The following is a 23,629-nucleotide window of genomic DNA, read 5'->3' on the forward strand; positions in this document are numbered from 1 at the left end:
GCTCCTCAGCCCTTAAATTCTCCCACACGGCCGGTCAATACAGTTCATCCGCCGTTTTAAAATGAAGTTTCGCTACATCATGTAAGCAATTCTTACCGTAACGTTGGACGAAGGCCCGTGCCGCATCGGTCACCGCCGCGGATGCACCTTTGGGGAAATCCATTTTATACTGCACACGAAATAGTTCAATCCAATATAAAAATCGCTCCCGGGCCAAAATTGAAGCCGCGGCAACAGCTATATTCTTCTCGGCTCTTGGCGCCTGCACCAACGTGATTTCCCGCCCTTTGGCAAAGAGCCGGGAACGAATAAGGCTTTCGTCAGCAAATTTGTCGACCAAAGCAAAGCGACAGGGCGTGCGTGTCAGCACTTCTTCGATAGCGCTGGCATGGGCCCATGCCAGCAAGTGATTTAAATTTTTCCCTTCCGCCCGAAATCGCTGATATAGAACATTATATTTTGCCGGCGTTATTTCCACAAGAGCAAATCTTCCATGACAAATCTCACGGATACGCTGGGCCAGCACCTTGGCTTTTTCGTCGCTCAGTAATTTACTGTCACGCACACCGCTGGCGGTAAGAGCTGCCGCTGTAGCCGCGTCCACCATCACCGCAGCAATAACCAGCGGACCAAAAAAATCGCCTTTACCCGACTCATCTGAGCCAATCCAGCGGTTATCAAAATCGGAAACCCCTTCAAACCCTGCCGGATTGCCGTCGGTGGCCGGGCTGCAAACCAGATCGTTGGCAATCCTCTCGACTCTGTCTTTTAGCGGAGAAGCTGCGCCGCCAACGGTAATGCGAATGCCTTTTTTGCCGTTATAAATATTAACGGCTGTTTTGTATCGGTTATCTGTTACCACTAATTGCAAACCATACGGTATTACTTTCTCGTCCGTGACAAACAATTCTTCCCGCGTCAATGCCTGCTGCAGCGCAGCGCGGGTTTCTTCCAAACTGTTCATGACTCACCTTTTTTGCTTAATTCAGCAGCTTTGGCGATAGCTGCCTGCTGGATATCTTTGAGCGGAATATGCTGCTGCCTGGCCAAACGGAGACAATCTTCATATTCCGGGGCTATATTGCAGACTTGCCCCCGATATGAACCAATTTTTACCGCTACCTCACCCCATGGGAGCTCTACGGTAGCAAAGCACCGCTCCGCAGTTTCGCGGTTTACCGGATAATACCTCACGCCGAGAGTTGAAGTCTCGGTAAACAAAACTTCCAATACTGCGTCCTGATGTTTTTTGTCCACTAACAGCGCAAGTTTGGTCGCCGGGCGTCCCTTCTTCATAATAATTGGGGTCAGCCATACATCAAGGGCGCCTTTGGCCATTAATTCATTCATCACATGGTGGTAAATCTGGGGATTTAGGTCATCGATATTGGCTTCCATAACCATTAGCGTTGCCGGTCCCATCTCCGGCTTAATTTCCCCGAGAAACATTCGCACCACATTGGGGATATCAAGGTCCCAAGTACCGGCGCCATAAGCTATTTTCTCGCTGACAAACCCTTGGGGCATGCCACCGTAACCGGTGCCCAACGTAGCGATTAGCGCTGCACCGGTAGGTGTCGTCAGCTCTTTTGCCACATCGCCGGAATAAAAGGGAATACCGCGCAGCAGCTCAGCCGTAGCCGGCGCCGGGACGGGCATCCGCCCGTGACTGCACTGGATAAAGCCGCTTCCCACATGAATTTTAGAAGTGTATATTTTGTCTATCCTCAAATAATGCAGACCAAAAACAACACCAACAATGTCAACGATAGCGTCAACTGCCCCCACTTCATGGAAATGGATGGCATCGACCGTAGTGCCGTGTACTTTAGCCTCTGCTTCAGCCAAGCGCCAAAACACCCGTTTGCTGTCCTCTTTCACCTTTTGAGCCAAAGTCGAATTATCAATAATAGTCAGAATGTCGGGCAAATGCCGGTGATGGTGATGATGCTGCTCTATTTGTACATCAACGTATATGGCACTGATCCCGCATTTAACTACCCGGTTCACCTTCAGTTCGTAGCCGGCGACAGGCAGTTTGGCCAGTTCCGAGCGGAGCTGCTCCTCAGGCAGACCTGCGTCCAATAACGCGCCAAGCAGCATATTGCCACTAACCCCGGCAAAACAATCCAAATAAATTACCCTCATTCGATCACCTCATATGGTTGATAATGCTCGCAAGTCGGCCCGCCCCAAATCCATTGTCAATATTGACAACGGCCACTCCGGCCGCGCAACTATTCAGCATTGCCAACAAGGCAGCCAGCCCGCCGAAGTTGGCGCCGTAACCAACGCTGGTCGGCACGGCAATCACCGGTTTTGCAACCATTCCGCCTACGACACTGGCCAAAGCGCCCTCCATACCGGCCACCACAATAAGAACATTAGCCTCTTCCAGTATCTGCCGCTGGGCAAGCAGCCGATGAATCCCGGCTACGCCTACATCATACACTCGCCGAACTTTGTTGCCCATGATTTCTGCCGTGATAGCCGCTTCTTCCGCCACAGGAATATCACTCGTACCGGCTGTCATAACAACAATAATTCGGTCGGGGTCGACAACCACTGGCTGCCGCTCCACGACAATCAACCGGGCCTGTTCGTGAAACTGCGCATCAGGAATAACGGCGGCAACAGCCGTGTACATTTCCGGCGTGGCTCGCGTTGCTAAAATGTTATGGTTGTATTCAATCAAGCGCTCCATAATAGCCACTACCTGGTCGATTGTTTTACCCTGACAAAATACCACTTCGGGAAAACCTTGGCGCATCATGCGATGATGATCAATTTTAACAAACCCCAAATCTTCATAAGGGAGGTTTTTTAACCGGTCTACTGCTTCATCCATCGAGATAAATCCGTCGCGAAAAGCACGGAGTATTTCGCAGATATTATTCTTGTTCATTTTTTCCTCCTACTAACATTTCATTCATACTGCCGGTACGGTATCCGGCCAAATCCAGAGCTACATAGGTGAAGCCAAGCTGTCTCAATCGCATCGTTATTTCGCTAGCCCGTGCAACGAACAGCGCCATATCCTCTTTCGGCACTTCGATGCGGGCCGTATCGCCATGATGGCGGACCCGAAATTGTCCCTGGTAAAAAGTGCGCAGAAACTCTTCCGCCATTTCTACTTGCTTTAGCCTATCCGCCGTAATTTCCAAACCGTAAGCTAAGCGTGAAACAAGACAGGCGGCGCTAGGCTTGTCCCAAGTTGGGAGTCCCCACTCCCGGGAAAGGGTCCGGATCTCAGCCTTGGTCATGCCGGCTTCGAGGAGAGGGCTACGGACCTGAGCTAACTCTCGGAGGGCCCGCAGCCCGGGCCGGTAGTCATTCAAATCATCGGCATTACTAGCTTCAATGACCCAGTGAAAATTCCGTTCCTGCGCCCAGGCGACCAAGGCGCCAAACCGTTCCTTTTTACAAAAATAACATCGCTCCGGGTTATTCGCAGTAAACTCCTGTTTATCAAGTTCACCTGAAGGGAGAATAAAATGAGCAATCTCCAGAACCTGCGCCAACCTGCTAGCATCTTCCTGTTCCCGCTGTGGCGAGGTTGGCGACACGGCTGTCACTGCTACTACCTTTTCTCCCAAAACACGTTTAGCGGCAGCCGCTAAAAAGGTGCTGTCCACTCCACCCGAAAAAGCCACGACGGCATGTCCCAGTTCGGCAAGAATTTTTTCCAACTTCACCAGTTTTGCTGCAGTATTCATGGTCTACTCCTTCCGTCAATATTAAAAAAGACATAATATCCGTCTTGGAAATTATGTCTTCATGACAGCCTTTCTTAACTGTCAGCGGCTTCGACCGCAAAATCCTCTTATATAATTTTACCTTGCAAAGAAAAAATCCTGTCACCGCAGTTTAAAATAGCTTAATTTTGTAGATCCGGCGCTTTGGCGTTTTGTAGAATACTTTCCAACGCCTCAATAATCTTGAGCTCTGTTTCTTCAAGCAGACAGATCGCTTGGTTCAGAAGGAGTATTTGGGGATTAGCCCTCACTTTGACTTCCCGCGCGGCAAGTTCCAAATGTCCGACGGCAAGTTCCAGTTGTTCAGCCGCCGCCATTACCTGAGTGTCCAGTAATTTTTCCAGTAGCGCATGACAGTACACCTGCATAGAATCCAATGCTTGACTATAGCCTTCGCCGCCCGCCTGATAACGGACAAATAAGTTAAAATGCATTGTAAACTCTTGAAATTCTATATTACTGGCGACATTAAAATCGGTGCACAAATTGTAGATTATGCGATAAACCCGGTTGATATAAGTGCTTTGGAGCTGCATCAAGGCCAAGATATTATGCAATTCACTGGTTCGGTACGGTGTGAGGTGGATATGCTGCAATTCCACCATCTCCCCACCTCCTGCAAATGTCGTCACTATATACTATTCAGTTACTACGCATTATGTTTACAGTTTCGGACTGTGATGATAAAAAAGAAAAGGCACAACCCCTGTGCCTTAAATTACCGCAACAATCTTAACGTCCGGTTCGTGCATAAGGTTTAGCGGCCCCTGCTCCGTCCACACGATCGGCCGAGCAGGCCGCAATGTATTAATACGGATCACGGCACCGCGCAAACCGTTGTCCAAAGTTACAATATTGCCAATATTGTAAGGTACAGCAACCTGGTTAAAAGCTTTCACAACAACTTCATCGAACTGACTTCCAATTCCTTGATTTATAATCTCGACAGCTTGATATGGTTCCATCCGCGCCCGGTAGACCCGATCGGTAGTTAAAGCATCATATACGTCAGCTACCGCAACGATTTTTGCCAGCTGATGAATTTCGCTACCTGTTATCCCCCATGGATAGCCACGGCCGTCACACCGCTCATGATGCTGCAAAGCCATCAGCATGACGCGATGATCCAATTGTTCCTCCAACCGTAACAAGTTGTACCCAATCGCCGCATGCTCTTTGACTTGACAAAACTCCTCCCAACTAAGCGGGCCATTTTTATTCAAAATCTGCTGCGGAACTCGCGTTTTGCCGTAATCGTGGAGCAGTCCGCCCATGCCTAATAGGATGAGCTCTTCCTGTTCCAGTCCCATAGCCATACCGATGGCAATCGCGAACAGTCCAACATTAACACTATGCATAAATAAATATTCGCTTTTTATTCTTATATCATTAAGATAAATAAGCACATACTCTCTCGCGGATAGTTCGCAGACAACCTGAGTGATCACCTGTTGCAGTTCGTTAAGGTACACACAGAATTTTTCACGGTTGGAAAAGGCGTTCTGAACATTATAGATAAGTTTTAGCCTCGTAGCCTCACACGTTAAATTTTGAATGGAAGTAATTTCTCGGTTCCGGGAATCGCATTTATCTTTAACCCAAATGGATACAACCTGGTGTTTACGCAGCAACCCGATCGTTTCAGGGCGTAGCGTAACTCCGGCCGTTAGTAAAACTCTACCACTATTGTCAACCACGTCTTTGGCTAAAACCATACTGTCATTGGCGTTTGCTAACAAGACCTGCCTAATAAAGGCCACCCCCGCTAAGACCAGGTAGACTGCATTCGACGTTATGTGTTTGAATTCAACAAGATGGTCATATTTCCTGCTATTCCCTTATTAAAAAATAGCAACCCATTATTGGTAACAACAAAGACAAATTGTCAGCGTATCGGACAGGGAATACTATTAGTGACGTGAGCGTGATATAAAACAGCAGGAATTAGCAACTCACTAGGCGAAATACACTTCAATAACTCAAGGAGGATGTTATGCTTACCATATCACCGCAGGCACTTGAATATATCAAAACCCGCAATCAGGCTATTTACCTCGAATTACCGCCGTTAATTGACTGCTGTATTCATTTACGCGAAGCACCGATTATTCGTTTTGGCGCTCCCCCAAATTTAGCCGCCTATAAAACCAAAAATATTGACGGCATTACCGTCTATATTCCTGACGACCTGCCCGATATCCCTTTGACTATCGACTTGTCCAGTTTTTTCGGATATAAACGGTTGGTCATCGAAGGCTGGCGACTAGCATAATAAAAAGAGGCCGCATCGGCCTCTTTTTATTATCCCGCTTTCCTACACTTGCGGTATGCCGCCGCACCGGCCACAAACCGCTGCGCCCACTCAGTATTATTTACGGCATGAATATGATTATAAGCAGCAAAAGTGTTGCGGTAGAGAATGCCGTCCCACTGACCATTGATGCCAAAACCACGTTCAACACGATAAACAAAATCGACGCCGTCTCCAATATTGATAACTTTAGAATGGTGAAACTCATGGCCTTTGACCTGTGTTCCGGTCATAAAGAAGGGGTTGTCTCGCTCCACTGTCATGAGGGTGTAGCCATGCCCTTGCGGTTTCTTCTCCATCACCACGTCAATAGGGAGAACGCCGCACATTTCAAACTCACGATTATCCCATAAGATTTTGCGCCCCAAGTACATTAACCCCCCACACTCGGCATATATAGGCATGCCTAGTTCTGCCGCCCGCCGGATGGAGCTGCGCAGCGCGCAATTGGCCTCAATAGCCTCGCCAAATACCTCGGGAAAGCCGCCGCCAATATAAAGCCCGTCGATAGGAGGCAACGCCTGGTTTTTCATGCTATCAATATAGACGAGTTCCGCACCGGCCGCGCTAAGAGCTTCGAGGTTTTCCGGGTAATAGAAGGTGAATGCCTGATCACGAACTACCCCAATTTTTACTACGGGACTGACGGCAGTTCTTGTCTGAGCCGATACAGCCGGCAAAGCGGGCGCCGTTTTGGCCAATTCCATGATAGCCGATAAATCCAAGTATTGGGCGGCAATTGCAATGTTACATCCGACTGCTTCCTGCACCTTTTGGTGTTCGGCAGCCGGCACCAAACCTAGATGCCGTTCCGGAAAAAAGCTATTCACATTCTTCGGGATCGCCCCTAATACAGGAATACCGCAGTATTCCTTGATAACCGCGCGCAACATGGTCTCATGCCGCGCACGCGCCACCTTATTGAGAATGATGCCGCCGATTTTGACCTCCGGATCAAAATGCATAAAACCGAGAACTAACGGGGCAATACTGCGCGTCATCCGCGTAGCGTCGACGACAAGAATAACCGGTGATTGGGTAATACGGGCAATTTGCGCCGTACTTCCCGTCCCTTGCAAATCAACACCATCAAAAAGGCCCATCGCCCCTTCAATTATAACAATGTCGGCGCCGGTAGAACCCTGAGTAAGCGTTTGCTGAATTTGTGGCTCCGTCATCCAATAACAATCCAGATTACGGCAGGGCCGCCCCGCAGCATAACCCAACCAACTAGGGTCAATATAATCCGGCCCTTTTTTAAATGGTTGAACATTCACCCCGTTCTGCCGTAACGCCCCGACCAGGCCAATACTGATAGTAGTTTTTCCTGAATGTCCATGAGGAGCCCCAATAACAACACGTGGAACATTCCAGTCGCGACTACTCGGTTGTACGTTGGCAGCGGTAACGGTCGGCATGACGACCCCTCCCATTATTGTTACATAATTCCCCATCGACGGACATATTCTAAGTAAACTTGGAATTCCTGGTCATGAAAACCGTGTTCAATCAAGTATCTTTTCGCCGCTTGGGCCTCCACTTCTTTCGAATCGGCGTAGATACAATCTTTGCCGGCCGAAAAGGTAAAACCTTTGGCCGCTAACAGTTCCATCATCGCCGCTACTCTTTCCGCACGGTTGCTAAGTTGCCGGCCAAAAGCACGAACATCTTCCGCGCTAGGCGGATCGGCTTTACGAACAAGATCAAACGGAATAGGATCGTCCAGCAGTTTCAAAGTGATACGCGTCAGGTGATGCACCATGGAACGATAGTTTTCCACCACAATTCCCACTCTCCCCGGCATCAGTATACCATAAATTAAGCCCGGCAGACAGGCTGCCGGGCTTAATTTTTACACAAGCTAACCTTTTCCTGGCAACTACTTAACACTCAGCCAGTAATCAACAAAGACATGGTTGGACAGCCAATAACCAAGCGGAACGTTGAGCGCTACGCCAATGGCAAAGGCAAGCAGCGGCTTCCAGCCGAAGGAGGTTAATTCACGGAAACGGGTCGTGAAGCCGATGCTAAGGAAGGTCCAGGTAAAGGTCCAGTTCCGAAGTACCTTAATTGCTCCTAAGGCGTCGGAAGAATACTTGGCTCCCAGTTTAGGATCAAGACCTGCGACTACTATCGTAGTGAAAATCGAAGCAATGAAGAAGCCGATAACGAATTTCGGGAAACGGTTCCATACTTCCCCATAGTTAACCCTTTCTGCTTGCGCTGCCGGTTTCTTCTCCCAGACTGTTACCGAGAGGAAAGCAACGATGATTGCCCAGATACCGACAAACATATCACGGCCGACGACTTTCATCAGCGTAAAGGTTTTGATCGCCCGCTCGTCGCCGATCGCGGCAGCAGCGGCAAAACCGGCGGCATCGGCAAATTCGGAAGTACCGATCCAGGCGCCGGCGGGACCGGGTTCCATACCCAGGGCCTTACACCATAACGGCAGCAGGAAGATCATAACAACGGCCCAGATAACGACCATGGAAATTGCAACAGAAACATGTTCTTTTTCGGCACGACAGGCGCCACCGATAGCGATCGAGCCAGACACGCCGCAAATCGAGCCGCCGGCGCCAAGGCAGGCCGCAAACCGGGGATCAAGTCCGAACAAGCGGGTAGCAGCCACAAAAATCGAAACAAAGGTAACGACCGATACAATGGTAGCTTGCAGCATGGCAAGCGGACCGGCTTTAAGGATAATAGTAAACGGTAACGTAGCTCCCATGAGGATAATGCCTGTTTTTACATAGAACTCAGTCTTTAAGGCCGCCTGAAACCACTGCGGAAGCTTTACCGTATTACCCACAACAAGCCCCAACGCCAAGGCGATAAGGGGAGCCTCCAGCCAGTCCTTGGTAGGACTGTAGTTACCCAGAACTACAACCCCCACAGATAAGAGGAAGAGTACCGTATAACCGGCAGCAAAATGGGGAACCTTTACCCCCATTACCCTTGCCGCAAAGCCAAAAGCGATAAGAAAGAATAACCACAAAATGAAGAGTCCGCCCGACTTACTCGTTACACCGGCTATCGCTTTGCCGAAATCTTTCCAAGCAGGGAAGCCGACCGCCATGGATTTAAAAAAACCAATTGAGCCGGCAAAAAAGGCAAGAGTGATGGCCAAAACTAAACCTAAAGCAATAAAGATAGCCCATGTGTCTTCTCTCTTAAACCACGGAATAGATGTTTGCGGAACACCAGCCATACCAACTACCTCCTTCGCAATTTACAAGGCGTTACCTATGCTGCCTTTTCAGGCAAACAAGAAATTTCGGTCTATTCCCGACGCTTTCCCCCCTTTCGTCGTAATCAGCTATAGAACTAAACTTGCCGGCCGCGGCTTATGCTGTATATGATGCTTTTGGATATGTCACGCCGCTGCCTTAGGCAAGATAGTCTTGAAGGCGACCACTATGGAAAGAGTTTCTTTTCACAAAGGATTGGAGAAAGATACCACCTGCGCCATCTTACACAGGTGGCATCCGTCGAGGTATCAGACGCAACCGGTAGGTTTGGGGAGACCGGCTAGCTTACAGGCGCCTTTCGCCGGCCCGGAGGGGAACATGTCGTAGATTTGTTTCAGCGTAAAGCCGGTATCCTTGCAAAGTTTGCGAATCATGGGCGCAATACCGAATTGCTTGTAGTAGTCACGCAAGTAGTTGATGACTTTCCAATGGTCTTCGGTAAGCTCGGCTACATCTTCTAATTTGGCGAAAGCCTGGACAACCTCTTCGTTCCAGTCTTCCGGGTTTACAAGGAAACCGTCTTCGTCAATTTCGATTTGTTTTCCGTTAACGTTTAGGAATGCCATGGTTTTTTACCTCCTGTTAATGGTTGTTATTCTAAAATGAGTGCTTTGCCTAATAGATCCATGACACCGCCCATCTTCAAGTCACCCATGCCGTAATGGTTCATCACCAGTGGCAACTGGGCCTTGCAGATGGAGCACGGGGTGGCAAAGTAGTCCAAATGGCCTAATTCTTTGACTTGCTCGGCCTTTTTCTTGCCAAGCTTCATCCGGATTTCCATCATTTCATCCATCAGAATGCCGGAACCGCCGCCGCAGCAGAAGTTGCGCTCGCGGTTAGGCGTCATCTCAACAAACTCAGTGACACAAGCGCGAATAATAGCACGGGGCTGCTCGATGATATCGCCGGCGCGAGCATAGTTGCAGGGATCATGAAGGGTTACCCGCATCGGCAGTTTTTTCAGTTTAAACTTCGGCAAGTTTTCGGCGGCATAGTCCAAAACGTGAACCAATTTAAACGGCGCCGGACCGTTCGCCCCTTCGGTGTACATCTTCGCTGCACGCCAGCCGTGGCCGCACTCACCTTGCACTACTAAAGAAGCGCCCACTTCCGCCGCGGCTCTGCGCAGGCGCTGGTTGTGCTCCTTCATGGTATTGAGATCAAACAGCAAGCCGAAGTTGGCAGCTTCAAGAATGGACGAAGAAATTGTCCAGTTGACGCCAAGATAGTGGAACATCTTGGCAACGCCAATCATGGTATCAACGTTGGTAAAGAAATCGGCCGATGAAGGAACGTAGAGCACATCGGAGTTGGGTTTATCGACAGGTATTTTAATCTCTAAACCTGTTTCTTCCCGCATCTCGTCTTCCATGAACTCACAGCAGTCGAGAATAGCCGGTTTGGGAATGCCCATGTTGTTGCCCGTCTTGGCCATATTATTGGCGATACCAATCATGAAGCGGGGCACAACCCCAAGCTGGGTTAGAATGTGCCGCGCGGCGATCGTAATTTCAGCCGTATCAATGCCGAAAGGACAAAATACAGCGCAGCGGCGACATTCATTGCACTGGTAAAAATAAGTAACCCATTTCCCCAGTGTCTCGGCGTCAAAGTCTTCCGCACCGCTAAACCGCGCCAGCAGCCGGCCGGTAACCGTGAAGTACCGTTTATAAATTTTGCGGAACAAGTCGGCACGAGCAGCAGGGATGTTGTTAAAATCTCCTGTTCCCAAATAGCTGTGACACTGTTTGGCGCAAGCCCCGCACTTCGTACAAGTCTCTAACATGACCATCAGGGAGCGGGCCATTTGCCGATATTCTTCGATTTGCGCCAATGTCTTCGCCTTTTGCTCAGCTTCGGGAACGGGCGTAATGCCGATAGATTGCACTTCTTTGTCTTTTGCCAAATGGAGTGGAATTTTCATGCTACACCCCCCTGGTTACCGTAGACTGCCCCGTGCCAGTTCCCGGCAGGCCAGTCTGCTTGCTGGCGAAAGAAGAGCGGACAGGTGTTCCGGCTGGCGTCGGATAAACAGGCGCCGCTTCAACCAACATTGCACGGTTGACGAAGAAACCGGCAACATGCATTAGTTTGGAGAAGGGGAAGTAGATAAGCAAAATGTTTACAAGGAGAAAATGCGTAATGAATACCAAATTCTCCGGGATCGGTGTCGGCTGGAGAGTCAGCAGTCCGCCGATATAGGCTTTGATCGCCGGTAAATCGACATGGACGTTCGGCAGTCGCATATGGTTGCCGGTAATTACAATCGCCAAGATTAACAGTACGTCAAAATAGTCAGCCGGGTCGGAAAGGCGTTTAACTTCGGGGTCAGAAATCCTACGCCAGAATAACACTATTAATGCGACCATTAGCACAATGCCGGCAGTTGTGCCCAATACGGAAGAAAGGGCCTGACTCGCCTGCGGCGTCAATCCGATTAAGGTGAACTGGTTCATGAGGTAATAAATTCCAACAACGTGGCCTCCTAACACCAGCGCAAGGGACACATGCAGCAGCCACACCCACAGCCAGAGGCTTTTATCATTTTTGTATAGACTCTTTAAGAAAACCATTTCGGTAGCGACAGCCGCCACGCGTCCCGCGCCGTCCTTCGGCGCCGGGAAGAGAGTCAGCTGAAAGGGCACCGGCGCTTTCAGCCAACTCATTACCCGGTAAACCACGCCTATTAAGAATATACTACCCGCAATATAAGGAAGTACCTGTCCTATAAAGTACAGCATTTTACACCTCCAGCGGGTGGCCAGGCGTTAAAAACGGAACTGCGTCGTCGTACGGAAGGTCGTAGGCGAGAAAGTGAAGTCGTCGATATGTTTATCGGTAAACGGTAGGCCGGTAAGTTTGAAGAACCGCTCCCAACCGATGCGGTCAATCCACTCGCCCATCCGCTCACCCGGTTTCGCATGGGCTGCCCAGACTTCCACCAGGTGTTTAACCGCTTCGGTAACTTCGGGCCAACGCGGCGGATTATTAGGCAGGTACGGAATGGCGAGACGGGAGAACTTAGGAGCCGTTCTGGCATTCGACACTTTACCGCCAACCCAGATAGAAATGCCGTCATTTTCGGGGTCCTGAATTTCCATGGACGGACACATGGTATAGCAGTTGCCGCAGTACATGCACTTTTCTTTAATGACTTCAACGCTCTTAAGTTTCGGGTTCGGGCGAATAGCGCCAGTCGGACAAGCGGCAATAACCGACGGAATTTCGCAAGCCTTGGCAACACCCTCATGATTGATACGCGGCACCGCTCTATGTATGCCCACAATGGCAATATCCGAGCAGTGGCAGGCGCCGCACATATTCACGCAGCACGCTACGGCCAAACGCAATCTTGCCGGCAGCTTCATGGTCGTGAAGTAGCCATGAAGTTCGTCCATCATGGACTTAACGATACCGGAAGCGTCAGTTGCCGGAGTATGGCAGTGCACCCATCCTTGCGTATGAACAACGTTGCTGATGGCATTGCCGGTGCCGCCTACCAGGAAATTGCGGGATTTGAGTTCATCCAGCAGCGGCTGCAGTTTTGCTTCATCGGAAACCAGGAATTCGACATTGTGACGAGTGGTGAAGCGGAGATAACCGTCACAGTATTTATCGGCAATATCACAGATCTCTTGAATAAAATCGGTGCTGACCAAACGCGCCGAAGCAATACGAACCGAATACAGCACTTCACCCGATTCACTAACATGCTTCAGGACGCCAGGCTGCGGAATAGTGTGGTACTTCCACTTGCCGTAGTTTCTCGCAATCACCGGGGGGATCATTTGCCGATAATCGGGCGGTCCGAAATCTGTTCTAGCCACGATTAACAACCTCCTCATCCTGCCAGAAAATATACGGGTTAGCCCGCGGAGCGCTTACCATTTGCGGTACGGGCGGCAAACCGATGGCGCGCAGGAAGTTGCCCATGCCTACACGATAGATGAGTTCGCCAATACGCTCACGAGGCTTGGCATGTTCATCAAAGTATTCGGTAATTTTGGCTATGAGGTCAAACAGTTCGGTGTAAGGAGCTTCACACTTAATGAACGGCACAATAACCCAGCCAATAAAGGCCGACTTAACTACCGGCGCCTTACCGCCAATGAGCACGGTTGCACCGCGCTCCGAACCGATCGAAATAGCCTTGGGCATCATGTTAATACAGTTCATGCAGCGAACGCAATCTTCAGCGCAGAACTTGAGTTCTTTCTTCTCGGCATCCCAGTCCAGCGCTTTGGTCGGACACTTACCGATTACCAGACCATAAATATTGAAACCGTTATTTACATACTCGCGAACTGCCTCTTGGTCAATTTTCAGAGTATCGCGCCAAGTGCCGATTATGGCGAGGTCCGAACGGGCTGTTGCCGCGGCGCAATCGTTCGGGCAGGCGGAGCATTTAATTTTAAACTTATAAGGCCAGGCGGGACGATGCAGTGCATCTTGGAAATGACGGGTTACTTCCAGGACAAAATCCATGCTGTCAATGCAGGCAAACTCACAGCGAGCCATGCCCACGCAGCCGCTCGGGGTACGAAGGCCGCCGCCGGAACCGCCCAGGTCCCAGCCCTTCTCGCTCAGCTCATCAAAGCAGGGCTGCAAGTTTTGCGTGCTGGTGCCCAGCAGAATGATATCGCCGGTAGAACCATGGAAGTTGGTAAGACCGCTGCCATACTTGTCCCAAGTTTCGCAAAGATCGCGCAGAGCTTTGGTAGTGTAGAAGAAGCCAGGCACCTGATTGACGCGAAGAGTATGGAATTCAGCTACATTGGGGAATTCGTCAGGACGAGCCGAGTAACGGCCGATAACGCCGCCGCCGTAACCCTTGACGCCAACAATACCGCCGTGTTTCCAGTAACCGATTTTGTCCTTATAGGACTTTTCAAGTTGCTGCATTAAGTCTTTCGCGTTTTCTTTTTTGGCTGCGGCCTTCTTCATTTCAGTAACAAAACTAGGCCAAGCGCCTTTTTCCAGCTCATCCAAAAGCGGAGTTTTGGATTCTGCCATGCTATTCACCTCCGTAGAATTTAAAAAACATTTTAAAACTCCATAACCGTTACAGCGCCAACAGGGCAAGAAATGGAGCATGTCTGACAGCCCAGGCACTCGGCACAGTCGCCGCATACTTCGGCCTTGCCGTCAGCCATCGCCAGAATTTTGGCGGGGCAAGCAGAGGCACACTGGTTGCAGCCTACACATTTTTCGGCGTCAATAGTTACCATGTACACAACTTTTCACCTCCCCCACAATAGCATCAAACCACTATGTACGAACCTTTGAGCCCTATCCGGCACAGAAAAGGTGAATTCCGGGCAGCTCACCCATTCCGTCCTTTTGTGCAAGTATGTGACATTTGTTACAATATAAGCGTACCAGAATTTTAAGACAACGACAAGTATACTCCGCCTCATACTGGGTATCATATTTGGTTTGCCTGTTATAAATAATTATTTATAAGCCTTATAGCTACCTTTAAAAAGGCATGCCTGGGCACATTCCTATTTCGGTAAAATCGCGCTATCTTTGGCAGGAAAAGGGCTCATCCTTGTGGAAGTTTTAGCCAAAATCAAACAAACCTATGAGGCGGTGATGTCATGGGTCTAGGTTATACCCGTAAGGAGCTGGGAAAACTGCACCGACAGTTTTATGAAGAGCGCCTTGCCCGAAATACGGAAGAAGAGGCTTTTCTGCGCGCTCTCATGTCAATGATTAAAGCTACGCTGGACGTAATTGCTGCGAACAACCGAAAACTGGAAGAAGATTTGCGTGTCCTGCTCAACAACCATAAATCCCCAGAATAAAAACGCCTCCCTTAAAGCATGTTTGTGCTTTAAGGGAGGCGTTTTTATCATATTGCTAAAATACTGGCCAGTTCATACAACGCCAGATCGATGCCGCGTTTATTAGCGAAAGCCTGTTCATAAGGCACGGCGACGAGTTGCCCCTGCTGGTATGCGATGAGCCGGTTAACATTGCCCTGAATAACAGTATCTACGGCCAACGCCCCCATACGACTGCCCATGATATTATCAAAAGCGGAAGGGCTACCCCCCCGCTGAATGTAGCCAAGAACGGTAACGTGCGGCTTGAAACCTGTCCGTTCTGCAATTTGAGCAGCAACATCAAATCCCTTACCCGCCCCCTCGGCTACCATAACGATACTGTACAATTTACCGCGCTGATGACTTTGTTTCAGGCCCTTACAGATATCATCCATATCAGCCGGATGCTCGGGCAACAAAATTGCTTCGGCGCCGCAGGCCAGTCCCGCCATCAAAGCAATATGACCGGCACTGCGCCCCATTACTTCTACTACCGCTACCCGTTCGTGGGATGCAGCCGTGTCGCGTATTCTGTTGACAGCCTCAAGCACTGTGTTTAACGCCGTGTCAAAACCAATGGTGTATTCCGTTCCCGGCATATCGTTATCAATGGTGGCAGGAATTACTACCGTAGGAACTTTGGCTGCGGCAAGGCGCGCAGCACCAGCCATGGAGCCATCGCCACCGATAACGATGAGGGCGTCAACAGCCAATTCCCGCAATTGACGAATGGCTGCAGCAAACCCCTCCTCGGTTGTAAAACGCTCGCTCCGTGCGGTTTTAAGCATGGTACCGCCGTGCTGGATAATACCGGCCACAGAATTTAGCCCCATGGGCCGGAACAATCCGTCAATGACACCTTCATACCCCCGCTCGACGCCAAAAACATCAAACCCGTGATAAATACCTTTGCGAACAACAGCCCGGATGCAAGCGTTCATGCCGGGAGCGTCACCACCGCTAGTAAGGACAGCCAACCGTTTCACTAATCTCATCTCCTTATGCCTGCACAGCATTTGCCGGTTCTTTCTTTTTAAAGTAGTTTTGGAGACGGTCAACCAATAAGTAGACAAGAGGAACAACTATCAGGGTCAAGAAAGTAGAGGTAATTAGACCTCCGATGAGCACGACACCCATGGAAGAACGAAGCTCGGCGCCGGCGCCAATGCCAAGAGCCACGGGCAACATGCCAAATATCATCGCCATCGTCGTCATGAGGATTGGCCTAAGCCGTACTGCGCCAGCTTCCACCAGGGCTTCGGTGATGCCCATTCCGCGCGAGCGAAGTTGATTGGTATAATCTACCAGCAAAATCGCGTTTTTTGTCACCAAACCCATTAACATGATTACGCCGATTAAAGACATAATATTAATCGTTTTGCCAGAAACAAGCAGTCCCAAGATAGCACCTATCAATGAAAATGGCAGTGACAGCATTATCGTAAAAGGATGGACAAAACTTTCAAATTCCGCGGCCAAGACCATGTAAATTAGGACCACTGCCAATATCAGCGCTTTAGCAATCTCCTGGAAAGATTCCTGCATAGTCTGCGCTTGGCCTACGAACTTATAGGAATAGCCAAGCGGCAAATTAAGCGTCGGCACAATTTCTTTAACTTTATTAATTATTTCGCCGGCTGATACGCCGACCGTGTTGGCGTACACGATGACCTGACGCTGACGCGCTTCCCGGTCAATCTGCGTCGGACCAGATGCCAGACGGACATCGGCAATATCCGCAAGCCGCACAAAAGTGCCCGTTTTGGTGGAAATACGCAAGTTGGCAACATCTTCAATGTTAAGGCGGTTTTCCGGCGCCATTTGGACGCGAATGTTATAATCGCTGTCGGCCACGTTGTACTGGTTCTTGGTCGTCAGCCCCAAAAACGCCATTTGAATAACGTTGCCGGCGGCAGTAGCGTCAATGCCTACATCGCCCATGCGCGCCGGATCCAAGCGAATCTGAATCTCCGGTTCCTGCTGCTCACTGGAAATATCCACGTCGGCAGTACCGGGGATTTGCCGCAGTTGTTCAGCCAATTCATAAGCGTAGTGGTTAAGCACTTCCAGTTCGGGACCGCGGATAGCCACCTGGACGGGACGGGAATCACCGCGCCCAATCCCCTGGTTATTGGTTACGGAAATTTTCAAGCCCGGCACATCACGGAACTTTACCCGCAGTTCATCCATAATCTGGTTCATCGAGCGCGACCGTTCACTTGCGGGGATTAAGCGAACGCCAATAAACGATTTATATACCTGCCGGTTGGCACCAACAACCATGTACGCCGCCTCAAGCTCCGGTATAGCAAGCACTTCCTTTTCCACCGGCCCAACTAATTCCCGCATCTTTTCCAGGGATGTGCCGGCCGGGGCCGCCATATTGATGTTAAATTCACCGGAGTCATAGGTTGGTTGAAACTCAACCCCTAAGAACGGGAGCAAAAGGACATTGAGGAACAAGGACAGCAGGGCGACGGCTACGATTTTTTTCGGCCGCTGGAGCGCCCAGCGCAGAACGTCCTGATAAACCTGGCGCAGGCTGACAAAGCCGCGCTCCCAGGCATCAAGAATATTCTGCAGCCAACGCCAACCGCCCTTGAGTTTTCCCGCTTCACCGTGGCTAGCCTTAAGCCAGTAGGCGGAAAGCATGGGCGTCAAAGTAAAGGCGACAAACAGCGAAAAAGCTACGGCAAAAGCAACGGTCAAACCAAACTGTTTAAAGAACTGGCCGATGACCAGCCCCATATTGCCTACCGGCACGAAGACAGCAAGGATAGAGAAGGTCGTAGCTAAGACGGCCAACGCGATTTCCGCCGTACCGTCACGGGCTGCCTGCATGGCCGATTTCCCTTCCTCCAGGTGGCGGAAGATGTTTTCGATGACGACAATGGCATCGTCAATCAGGATGCCAACGGCCAAGCTAAGCCCCATGAGCGACATATTGTTAAGGGTGAAGTTCATCGCTTTCATGAGGAAGAAGGTGGCGATAACGGATGTGGGAATAGCAATGGCCCCGATGATGGTCGCGCGGATGTTCTGCAGAAACAGGAAAGTAATTATAACGGCCAGCAGACCGCCAAAGAAAAGCGACACCATGACATCTTCCACGCTGTCCCGGATATAAGTAGAGCTATCGCGGACTATCGTGACTTTAATATCAGGCGGCAAAACGGTACTTTGCATACGCTGCATCGCCTTCTTCGCCCGTTCCGCTACATCCACCGTGTTGGTTCCTGACTGTTTCTGGACAGCTACCAAAACGCTTGGTGTCCCATTAGTACGGGCGTGGACCCGCTCTTCGCCCCAGCCGTCCACTACGTTTACGACATCGCCAAGCCGTATTAGCCGCCCGTCTTGATTAGCCACAATAATGTTTTTGATATCTTCAACATTTTTAAACTTGCCCAGTGTTCTTACCGTCAGCTCCGTACCTTTTTCGTTTACCCGGCCGCCAGGCGTGTTAAGGTTCTGGCTGTTGACTATATCCAAAATCTGCTGGAACGTGATGCCATAGGCCTCAAGTTTTTTCGGATCAGCATAAAGGAGAATTTCCCGCTCGGTAGCACCGTAAACGTTTACTTCCGCCACGCCATCCAGGCGCTGCAATTCGTCTTTTACAATATCGACGGCCAGCTTGCGGATCTCATTGCGACTGCGCGTATCGGAAGAAAGGCTGAAATAAATAATAGGCTGGGCAGTAATATCATACCGCTGCACTACCGGCTCGTCGATTTGATCCGGCAGGCGGCGACGTACGCCGGCTACCTTTTCCCGTACTTCGTTGGCAGCTAATTTGGGATTGGTGCCAAATTCAAATTCCAGCGTCACTTGCGAGACGCCTTCCCGCGAAACCGATGACAAGGTTTTTATGCCGGAAACCGAGCTGACGGCATCCTCGATCGGCTTCGTAATCAGGCTCTCCATTTCTTCCGGTGAAGCACCTGTATAGGTAACGGTAACGTTCACGATGGGGAACTCGACATCGGGATAAAGGTCAATACCAAGTGAAGGATATGAATTCAGGCCGAATACTACAAGCAGGAGAACCAGCATGGTAGTAAAGACCGGGCGTTTGATAAAGGTAGCAATCCCCACTACTGGTCACCTGCCTTGGCTTCGCCGGCGGCGGCTATTTTTATGGATACACCGTCCCGCAGCTTATTTTGGCCGCTGACGACAATACGGTCGCCTTCTTTAAGCCCCTCCAGCACTTCGGCCCAGCCATCGGCGACATAACCTATTTTCAAGACTACCTGCTGTACCGTATTGTTGTCTTTTACGACATAGACGGTTTTCTGATCTTCCCGCATTACCAAAGCGCTTTCCGGTACAGCCAGCACACTTTTCTTAACCTTTGCCGGAATGCTGACTTTAGCAAACATACCGGCTTTAATCTCCCCATTTTTATTCGGAATAGTAACTTCGGCCGTAAAGGTCCGTGCGGGCATCGCCGCGGCGGGCGAAATGCGCGTAACTGTACCGGAAAACTCTTTATCCCCCAGAGCACTGATTTTTATCTTAACAGGCAATCCGACGGCCAATTCGCTCACCTGCGCCTCGCCAACGGTTGCTTTAGCCAGTAAACTTGTCACATCGGCAAGATTAATGATAGGCGAACCGGCTTTGACATAATATCCGGACTGCAGATATCGCTTGGTTACAATGCCATCCCGCGGCGCCACAATATTGGCGTTGTCAAGACGGGCCGTAAGCAGGGCTAGGTTGCCCTCCGCCGCTTTAACCTGTCCGAAAGCCAGATCCCGTTTTATTCTGGCCGTGTCCAAAGCCTGCACCGATACCGCTCCTTGTTTAAAAAGCGCCTCGGTGCGGGCAAGGTCTAGCTCCGCCTGCTCTAGTCCGGCCCGGGCCGCGAGTAAATTACCTTCGGCCTGCATGACCTGTGCCGCCAGCTCATTAGTATCCAACACAGCGATTATCTGACCGGCCTTGACAAAATCGCCCTCCTCAACCAGCATCCGGTCAATGCGGCCGTCCACTTTCGCGGAAATATCCGCCGACCACGCTGGTTCCAGGTTACCAGAAAAGCTCATAACCGGTACGATATCCCGACGCGCGACACTGGCCACTTCGACCGTAACCACCCGCCCCTGGGACACACGCCCGGCTCGTTCTTTATTGGCAGCGAGATTAGCATAAATGCGGTAACCGATAATACCGACCAAAACAAGCGTAATCGCCATTACAATGTATAAAGTTTTTTTCCTCGATGCCAATCTAACACTCCTCCAATATCTTAATAATTTTTTGGTTACTATTCGCTTCCGGCAGTCACTCTCCTGCTCTTGGACTAGATTTCAGGATAATGGAAAAAGCGGCCACATCTTGACCGCTCATAGTCGCCGTATCCGCCAGTTTACCGGACTTGCCGCCCCCTGTTCACTCCGCCGCAACCTGGGACCGGCCGCGGCTTCATGTGCAGTGCCGCCGACTATTATTTCCGGGATGCGCATCGTCGGCTGTGCGTCAGAAACAGGAGCGCCTTGACCGTCTTTGCCGCAGGTGCCGATGGTAAAGCCTAAATCACTGCCTACCATATCAACCATTTGCAGCACCTGTGGCCCATTGCCCGTCAGAGTCGCGCCCCGGACGGCGTGAGCAATTTCACCGTCCTTGATAAGATAGCCCTCTGCGACGTCAAACACAAAATCACCGTTGACCGTATTGACCTGGCCCCCGCCCATCTTCCTGACCAGCAGTCCGTTTTTAATCGATTTGATAATGCTATCCGGGTCGTCCTTGCCAGGAGCAATATAGGTATTGCGCATACGGGGAATGGGCTTGTGCTCAAAAGACTCTCGCCGTCCGTTGCCGGTTGGCGTCACCTTGTCCCTTGTCGCCGTGAGATAGTCATACATGTAATTCTTCAGTACACCATTTTCAATCAGCGTGGTCTTTTGCGTCGGAAAACCCTCGTCATCAAAACGCAGCGTCCCGTATTTGCCCGGGATCGTGCCGTCATCAACAACCGTCACTAATTCTGATGCCACCATTTCGCCTTTACGGCCTGCGTATACCGACAACCCTTTTTGCACCAAATCGGCCTCCAAGCCATGTCCGCAGGCCTCGTGCACCATCGTGCCGCCCGCTTCGCCAGCCATGACAACCGCCATCTTACCTGCCGGCGCCGGTTTGGCTTCCAGCATGGCAATGGCGCGGTTGGCCGCTACTTGACCCAGGCCAGCACAATCATAGCTATGCATAAGCTCAAATCCCCGGGTAGCGCCGACCGATTCGAAGCCGGTTTGGATTTGCTCCCCGTCGGCAGCAATTGCGTTGACCGACAGTCTTGTTCGCACCCGCCGGTCCTCAACCCACCGACCCAAGGAGTTGGCAATGGTGACATCCTGAACAACATCACCATAAACCACCATAACCTGTTTAATCCTTTCGTCTACCGCCCGGGCCGCTTTGTTCACAGTCTCAACGACAGCGACTTTATCGTCGATGGACACCTCAGTAGGCAAAATTTCCGCCGCCGGGTTGAGATCGGAAACAATTTTTTTTAAGTTTACCGTGATCTCGCCCCCGCCATGCTTAGCGGCACGGCTTACTATATCGGCAAGATTGATAAGTTCCTCTTTCGTTATTTTGTTTGTATAGGCATAAGCGGTGGTATCACCGTAAAGAAGCCGTATCCCGGCTCCGATATCAAGACCCGACTTGATTCGCTCAATGCGGTTTTCCTCGCAGGCGACCAACGTCGTAACCCTCTTCTCAATAAAAATATCGGCAAAGTCGCCACCGCGCTTAAGCGCGGCGTCCAGCACCTCGCCAAGTATTTTGCGGTCCAGCATACCCTAACTCTCCTTTGTCTGGCGCGCTCTTTATAGTGTCCCGTGCCGACGCAACCGTTATGTAATTTCCGCCAAAACACGGCTCACAATCTGTTCAGGAACGTCGCTATGCACTTGTACCTCACCGACTGTACGCAGCAATACCCAGTTTATCTTGCCGCCGATAACTTTTTTGTCGTGCAGCAGATAGGAATACAGTTTCGCCGCCGAACAACCGGCGACGCTGAGGGGCAAATGAAACCGGCGGATCGTGTCGCACACCGTCTCGACGACCTCAGGCGCCGCTATCCCCATATATTGACTTACGAGGGCCGCGCCGCGCATACCTATAGCCACAGCCTCGCCGTGATTAAATTGTGCATAGCCTGTTCCCGCTTCAATGGCATGGGCAATGGTATGACCGAAATTTAACACCATGCGCAGCGCCGCTTCCCGCGCGTCCTGCTCCACAATATCCGCCTTGATCCGGCATGACCGGCTGATTATCGTTGCTAAAACAGTATTATCCATGGCCAGAATGGCGTTACTTTTTTCATTAATATAGTGAAAGAAGTCCCGATCGGCAATAAGACCGTATTTAATAACCTCGGCTAAGCCGGCGTACAACTCTCGCCGCGGCAAAGTAGCCAGCACCTTTGGGTCAATTACAACTAACTTCGGCTGGTAAAAGGCGCCAATAAGGTTTTTGCCAAGCGGGTGGTTGATGGCCACTTTCCCGCCCACGCTGGAATCAACCTGCGCCAAAAGTGAGGTCGGCACCTGAATAAAAGGCACGCCGCGCAAATAAGTTGCGGCCACAAAACCGGCCAAATCGCCGACGACGCCCCCACCTAAAGCCACGATAGGGGAGCGCCGGTCCAGCCCTTCCTCAATGGCGACCGTATATAAAGTCATAGCCATTTCATAATCCTTGGCCATCTCGCCTGGTTTCACACAAACAAGGCGCGGCGAAAATCCCGCCTGGCGCAAGGTTTCAACCACTGCAGCACCGTAAATGGCACCCACATTTTCGTCTGAAACCACCAGCGCTTTAGCCGTAAAAGAGAACTGCCGCATCAATTGGCCTAGTTCGGATAAAATTCCGGCGCCAATATAAATATTGTAGCTATCCCTGCCAAGATTTACTTCGACTACGTCCACGCAGATACCCTCCTTGCTGGAGAACGTCGATAATCTCATCCACTACCTGCCACGGCTTCTTGGCCGTTGTATCAATCGTAAAATCGGCCGCGGCCTGATACAACCGCCGCCGCTCCGCAAGCAGCTCGGCAATCGCATCCCGCGGATTGGGACGATCCAAAAGGGGGCGACTACCACGCCGGCGCGAAGTTCGCTCAAAAATAACATCAGGCGAAGCTGTCAGCCAAATAACCACGCCCTGCTGTTTCAGACAAATAATATTATCCGGATTTAAAACTGCGCCGCCTCCAGTAGCGATAACCGTATTCGTGTAGCGCGCGACTTTGGCGATAGTCGCTCTTTCCCGCTGACGAAAGTATGCTTCGCCATAAGTGTGAAAGATCTCGCTAATGGTCATTCCCTGCTCAAGCTCGATTTTTTTATCGATGTCGACAAACACCCGGCGCAGACGCTGAGCAAGCAATCGCCCCGTGCAAGTCTTGCCGGTACCCATAAAACCAATCAAAACGATATTCTTCAC

Annotated in this window: 23 protein-coding genes; 2 read left to right on the forward strand and 21 right to left on the reverse strand. The window is 50.6% G+C overall.

All coding sequences use genetic code 11. From position 1 onward, the window contains the following. Positions 1-34 precede the first annotated feature (34 nt). From rnhC to TCARDRAFT_RS05950, 6 genes are all read right to left on the reverse strand, one after another. A complete protein-coding gene (gene rnhC, locus TCARDRAFT_RS05925; RefSeq protein WP_156784649.1) occupies positions 35-964 on the reverse strand; it encodes a ribonuclease HIII in 930 nt (309 codons plus the stop codon). After that, positions 961-2,148 (reverse strand): nickel pincer cofactor biosynthesis protein LarC, encoded by a 1,188-nt coding sequence (gene larC, locus TCARDRAFT_RS05930; protein ID WP_007289101.1) that lies wholly within the window; start codon positions 2,146-2,148, stop codon positions 961-963. Before larC ends, rnhC begins: the two co-directional genes overlap by 4 nt. 4 nt (positions 2,149-2,152) lie before the next feature. Beyond that, complete coding sequence (gene larB / locus TCARDRAFT_RS05935) at positions 2,153-2,905, reverse strand: nickel pincer cofactor biosynthesis protein LarB (protein WP_007289102.1); 753 nt, start codon at positions 2,903-2,905, stop codon at positions 2,153-2,155. Next, complete coding sequence (gene larE, locus TCARDRAFT_RS05940; protein WP_007289103.1) at positions 2,892-3,716, reverse strand: ATP-dependent sacrificial sulfur transferase LarE; 825 nt, start codon at positions 3,714-3,716, stop codon at positions 2,892-2,894. The genes larB and larE overlap by 14 nt, the downstream gene beginning before the upstream one ends. A 161-nt stretch (positions 3,717-3,877) precedes the next feature. Continuing rightward, on the reverse strand, positions 3,878-4,360 hold the full coding sequence (locus TCARDRAFT_RS05945; RefSeq protein WP_007289104.1) for a hypothetical protein: 483 nt from the start codon (positions 4,358-4,360) through the stop codon (positions 3,878-3,880). A 108-nt stretch (positions 4,361-4,468) separates the two neighbouring features. Then, positions 4,469-5,515 carry an HD-GYP domain-containing protein gene (locus TCARDRAFT_RS05950; RefSeq protein WP_232199101.1) on the reverse strand — a complete coding sequence of 349 codons (1,047 nt, stop codon included), beginning with the start codon at positions 5,513-5,515 and terminating at the stop codon, positions 4,469-4,471. A 233-nt stretch (positions 5,516-5,748) separates the two neighbouring features. On the opposite strand from TCARDRAFT_RS05950, the gene TCARDRAFT_RS05955 reads away from it, so the two are divergent. Further along, positions 5,749-6,027: a CC/Se motif family (seleno)protein gene (locus TCARDRAFT_RS05955; RefSeq protein WP_007289106.1), complete on the forward strand. Its 279-nt coding sequence runs from the start codon at positions 5,749-5,751 to the stop codon at positions 6,025-6,027. A 29-nt stretch (positions 6,028-6,056) separates the two neighbouring features. Here the strand turns inward: TCARDRAFT_RS05955 and TCARDRAFT_RS05960 are convergent, their stop codons facing one another. The 9 genes from TCARDRAFT_RS05960 to TCARDRAFT_RS06000 all read right to left on the reverse strand — a co-directional run bounded on the left by TCARDRAFT_RS05960 (position 6,057) and on the right by TCARDRAFT_RS06000 (position 14,551). Beyond that, positions 6,057-7,484, reverse strand: coding sequence for a cobyrinate a,c-diamide synthase (locus TCARDRAFT_RS05960; RefSeq protein ID WP_007289107.1), 1,428 nt, complete (start codon positions 7,482-7,484; stop codon positions 6,057-6,059). Between the two features lie 20 nt (positions 7,485-7,504). Next, a complete protein-coding gene (locus TCARDRAFT_RS05965; protein ID WP_007289108.1) occupies positions 7,505-7,849 on the reverse strand; it encodes a hypothetical protein in 345 nt (114 codons plus the stop codon). A gap of 96 nt (positions 7,850-7,945) precedes the next feature. Next, positions 7,946-9,280: a YeiH family protein gene (locus TCARDRAFT_RS05970; RefSeq protein ID WP_007289109.1), complete on the reverse strand. Its 1,335-nt coding sequence runs from the start codon at positions 9,278-9,280 to the stop codon at positions 7,946-7,948. Positions 9,281-9,568: 288 nt separating this feature from the next. Further along, entirely contained in the window at positions 9,569-9,886 is a 318-nt protein-coding gene (locus TCARDRAFT_RS05975; protein WP_007289110.1) for a TusE/DsrC/DsvC family sulfur relay protein, read from the reverse strand. 26 nt (positions 9,887-9,912) lie between these two features. Then, the gene (dsrK, locus tag TCARDRAFT_RS05980) at positions 9,913-11,247 is read right to left on the reverse strand and encodes a sulfate reduction electron transfer complex DsrMKJOP subunit DsrK (RefSeq protein ID WP_007289111.1); all 1,335 of its coding nucleotides are present in this window, start codon (positions 11,245-11,247) and stop codon (positions 9,913-9,915) included. 1 nt (position 11,248) lies between these two features. Then, positions 11,249-12,064 (reverse strand): respiratory nitrate reductase subunit gamma, encoded by an 816-nt coding sequence (locus tag TCARDRAFT_RS05985; protein WP_007289112.1) that lies wholly within the window; start codon positions 12,062-12,064, stop codon positions 11,249-11,251. A 27-nt stretch (positions 12,065-12,091) separates the two neighbouring features. After that, entirely contained in the window at positions 12,092-13,150 is a 1,059-nt protein-coding gene (gene dsrB, locus TCARDRAFT_RS05990) for a dissimilatory-type sulfite reductase subunit beta (protein WP_007289113.1), read from the reverse strand. After that, positions 13,143-14,336 carry a dissimilatory-type sulfite reductase subunit alpha gene (gene dsrA / locus TCARDRAFT_RS05995; RefSeq protein ID WP_007289114.1) on the reverse strand — a complete coding sequence of 398 codons (1,194 nt, stop codon included), beginning with the start codon at positions 14,334-14,336 and terminating at the stop codon, positions 13,143-13,145. Before dsrA ends, dsrB begins: the two co-directional genes overlap by 8 nt. A 32-nt stretch (positions 14,337-14,368) precedes the next feature. Further along, complete coding sequence (locus tag TCARDRAFT_RS06000; RefSeq protein ID WP_232199103.1) at positions 14,369-14,551, reverse strand: 4Fe-4S dicluster domain-containing protein; 183 nt, start codon at positions 14,549-14,551, stop codon at positions 14,369-14,371. Positions 14,552-14,923: 372 nt separating this feature from the next. Between TCARDRAFT_RS06000 and TCARDRAFT_RS06005 the strand changes: the two genes are divergently transcribed. Then, positions 14,924-15,130 (forward strand): hypothetical protein, encoded by a 207-nt coding sequence (locus TCARDRAFT_RS06005; RefSeq protein WP_007289115.1) that lies wholly within the window; start codon positions 14,924-14,926, stop codon positions 15,128-15,130. Positions 15,131-15,177: 47 nt separating this feature from the next. Here the strand turns inward: TCARDRAFT_RS06005 and pfkA are convergent, their stop codons facing one another. From pfkA to TCARDRAFT_RS06035, 6 genes are all read right to left on the reverse strand, one after another. Beyond that, positions 15,178-16,137: a 6-phosphofructokinase gene (gene pfkA, locus TCARDRAFT_RS06010; protein WP_007289116.1), complete on the reverse strand. Its 960-nt coding sequence runs from the start codon at positions 16,135-16,137 to the stop codon at positions 15,178-15,180. Positions 16,138-16,150: 13 nt separating this feature from the next. Next, a complete protein-coding gene (locus tag TCARDRAFT_RS06015; protein WP_007289117.1) occupies positions 16,151-19,249 on the reverse strand; it encodes an efflux RND transporter permease subunit in 3,099 nt (1,032 codons plus the stop codon). Beyond that, positions 19,249-20,388: an efflux RND transporter periplasmic adaptor subunit gene (locus TCARDRAFT_RS06020; protein ID WP_007289118.1), complete on the reverse strand. Its 1,140-nt coding sequence runs from the start codon at positions 20,386-20,388 to the stop codon at positions 19,249-19,251. The genes TCARDRAFT_RS06015 and TCARDRAFT_RS06020 overlap by 1 nt, the downstream gene beginning before the upstream one ends. A 117-nt stretch (positions 20,389-20,505) precedes the next feature. Next, positions 20,506-21,969, reverse strand: coding sequence for a TldD/PmbA family protein (locus tag TCARDRAFT_RS06025; protein WP_007289119.1), 1,464 nt, complete (start codon positions 21,967-21,969; stop codon positions 20,506-20,508). 57 nt (positions 21,970-22,026) lie between these two features. Continuing rightward, a complete protein-coding gene (aroB, locus tag TCARDRAFT_RS06030) occupies positions 22,027-23,109 on the reverse strand; it encodes a 3-dehydroquinate synthase (RefSeq protein WP_040683113.1) in 1,083 nt (360 codons plus the stop codon). Beyond that, positions 23,075-23,629 carry a shikimate kinase gene (locus tag TCARDRAFT_RS06035; RefSeq protein ID WP_007289121.1) on the reverse strand — a complete coding sequence of 185 codons (555 nt, stop codon included), beginning with the start codon at positions 23,627-23,629 and terminating at the stop codon, positions 23,075-23,077. The genes aroB and TCARDRAFT_RS06035 overlap by 35 nt, the downstream gene beginning before the upstream one ends.

It is taken from the genome of Thermosinus carboxydivorans Nor1 (genome assembly GCF_000169155.1).
Classification (GTDB): Bacteria; Bacillota; Negativicutes; order Sporomusales; family Thermosinaceae; genus Thermosinus; species Thermosinus carboxydivorans.

Excerpts from the sequence above, each read along its gene's own strand:
- rnhC (WP_156784649.1), bottom strand. The coding sequence starts at position 964 with ATGAACAGTTTGGAAGAAACCCGCGCTGCGCTGCAGCAGGCATTGACG.
- larC (WP_007289101.1), bottom strand. The coding sequence starts at position 2,148 with ATGAGGGTAATTTATTTGGATTGTTTTGCCGGGGTTAGTGGCAATATG.
- larB (WP_007289102.1), bottom strand. The coding sequence starts at position 2,905 with ATGAACAAGAATAATATCTGCGAAATACTCCGTGCTTTTCGCGACGGA.
- larE (WP_007289103.1), bottom strand. The coding sequence starts at position 3,716 with ATGAATACTGCAGCAAAACTGGTGAAGTTGGAAAAAATTCTTGCCGAA.
- TCARDRAFT_RS05945 (WP_007289104.1), bottom strand. The coding sequence starts at position 4,360 with ATGGTGGAATTGCAGCATATCCACCTCACACCGTACCGAACCAGTGAA.
- TCARDRAFT_RS05955 (WP_007289106.1), top strand. The coding sequence starts at position 5,749 with ATGCTTACCATATCACCGCAGGCACTTGAATATATCAAAACCCGCAAT.
- TCARDRAFT_RS05960 (WP_007289107.1), bottom strand. The coding sequence starts at position 7,484 with ATGCCGACCGTTACCGCTGCCAACGTACAACCGAGTAGTCGCGACTGG.
- TCARDRAFT_RS05970 (WP_007289109.1), bottom strand. The coding sequence starts at position 9,280 with ATGGCTGGTGTTCCGCAAACATCTATTCCGTGGTTTAAGAGAGAAGAC.
- TCARDRAFT_RS05975 (WP_007289110.1), bottom strand. The coding sequence starts at position 9,886 with ATGGCATTCCTAAACGTTAACGGAAAACAAATCGAAATTGACGAAGAC.
- dsrK (WP_007289111.1), bottom strand. The coding sequence starts at position 11,247 with ATGAAAATTCCACTCCATTTGGCAAAAGACAAAGAAGTGCAATCTATC.
- TCARDRAFT_RS05985 (WP_007289112.1), bottom strand. The coding sequence starts at position 12,064 with ATGCTGTACTTTATAGGACAGGTACTTCCTTATATTGCGGGTAGTATA.
- dsrA (WP_007289114.1), bottom strand. The coding sequence starts at position 14,336 with ATGGCAGAATCCAAAACTCCGCTTTTGGATGAGCTGGAAAAAGGCGCT.
- TCARDRAFT_RS06000 (WP_232199103.1), bottom strand. The coding sequence starts at position 14,551 with ATGGTAACTATTGACGCCGAAAAATGTGTAGGCTGCAACCAGTGTGCC.
- TCARDRAFT_RS06005 (WP_007289115.1), top strand. The coding sequence starts at position 14,924 with ATGGGTCTAGGTTATACCCGTAAGGAGCTGGGAAAACTGCACCGACAG.
- TCARDRAFT_RS06025 (WP_007289119.1), bottom strand. The coding sequence starts at position 21,969 with ATGCTGGACCGCAAAATACTTGGCGAGGTGCTGGACGCCGCGCTTAAG.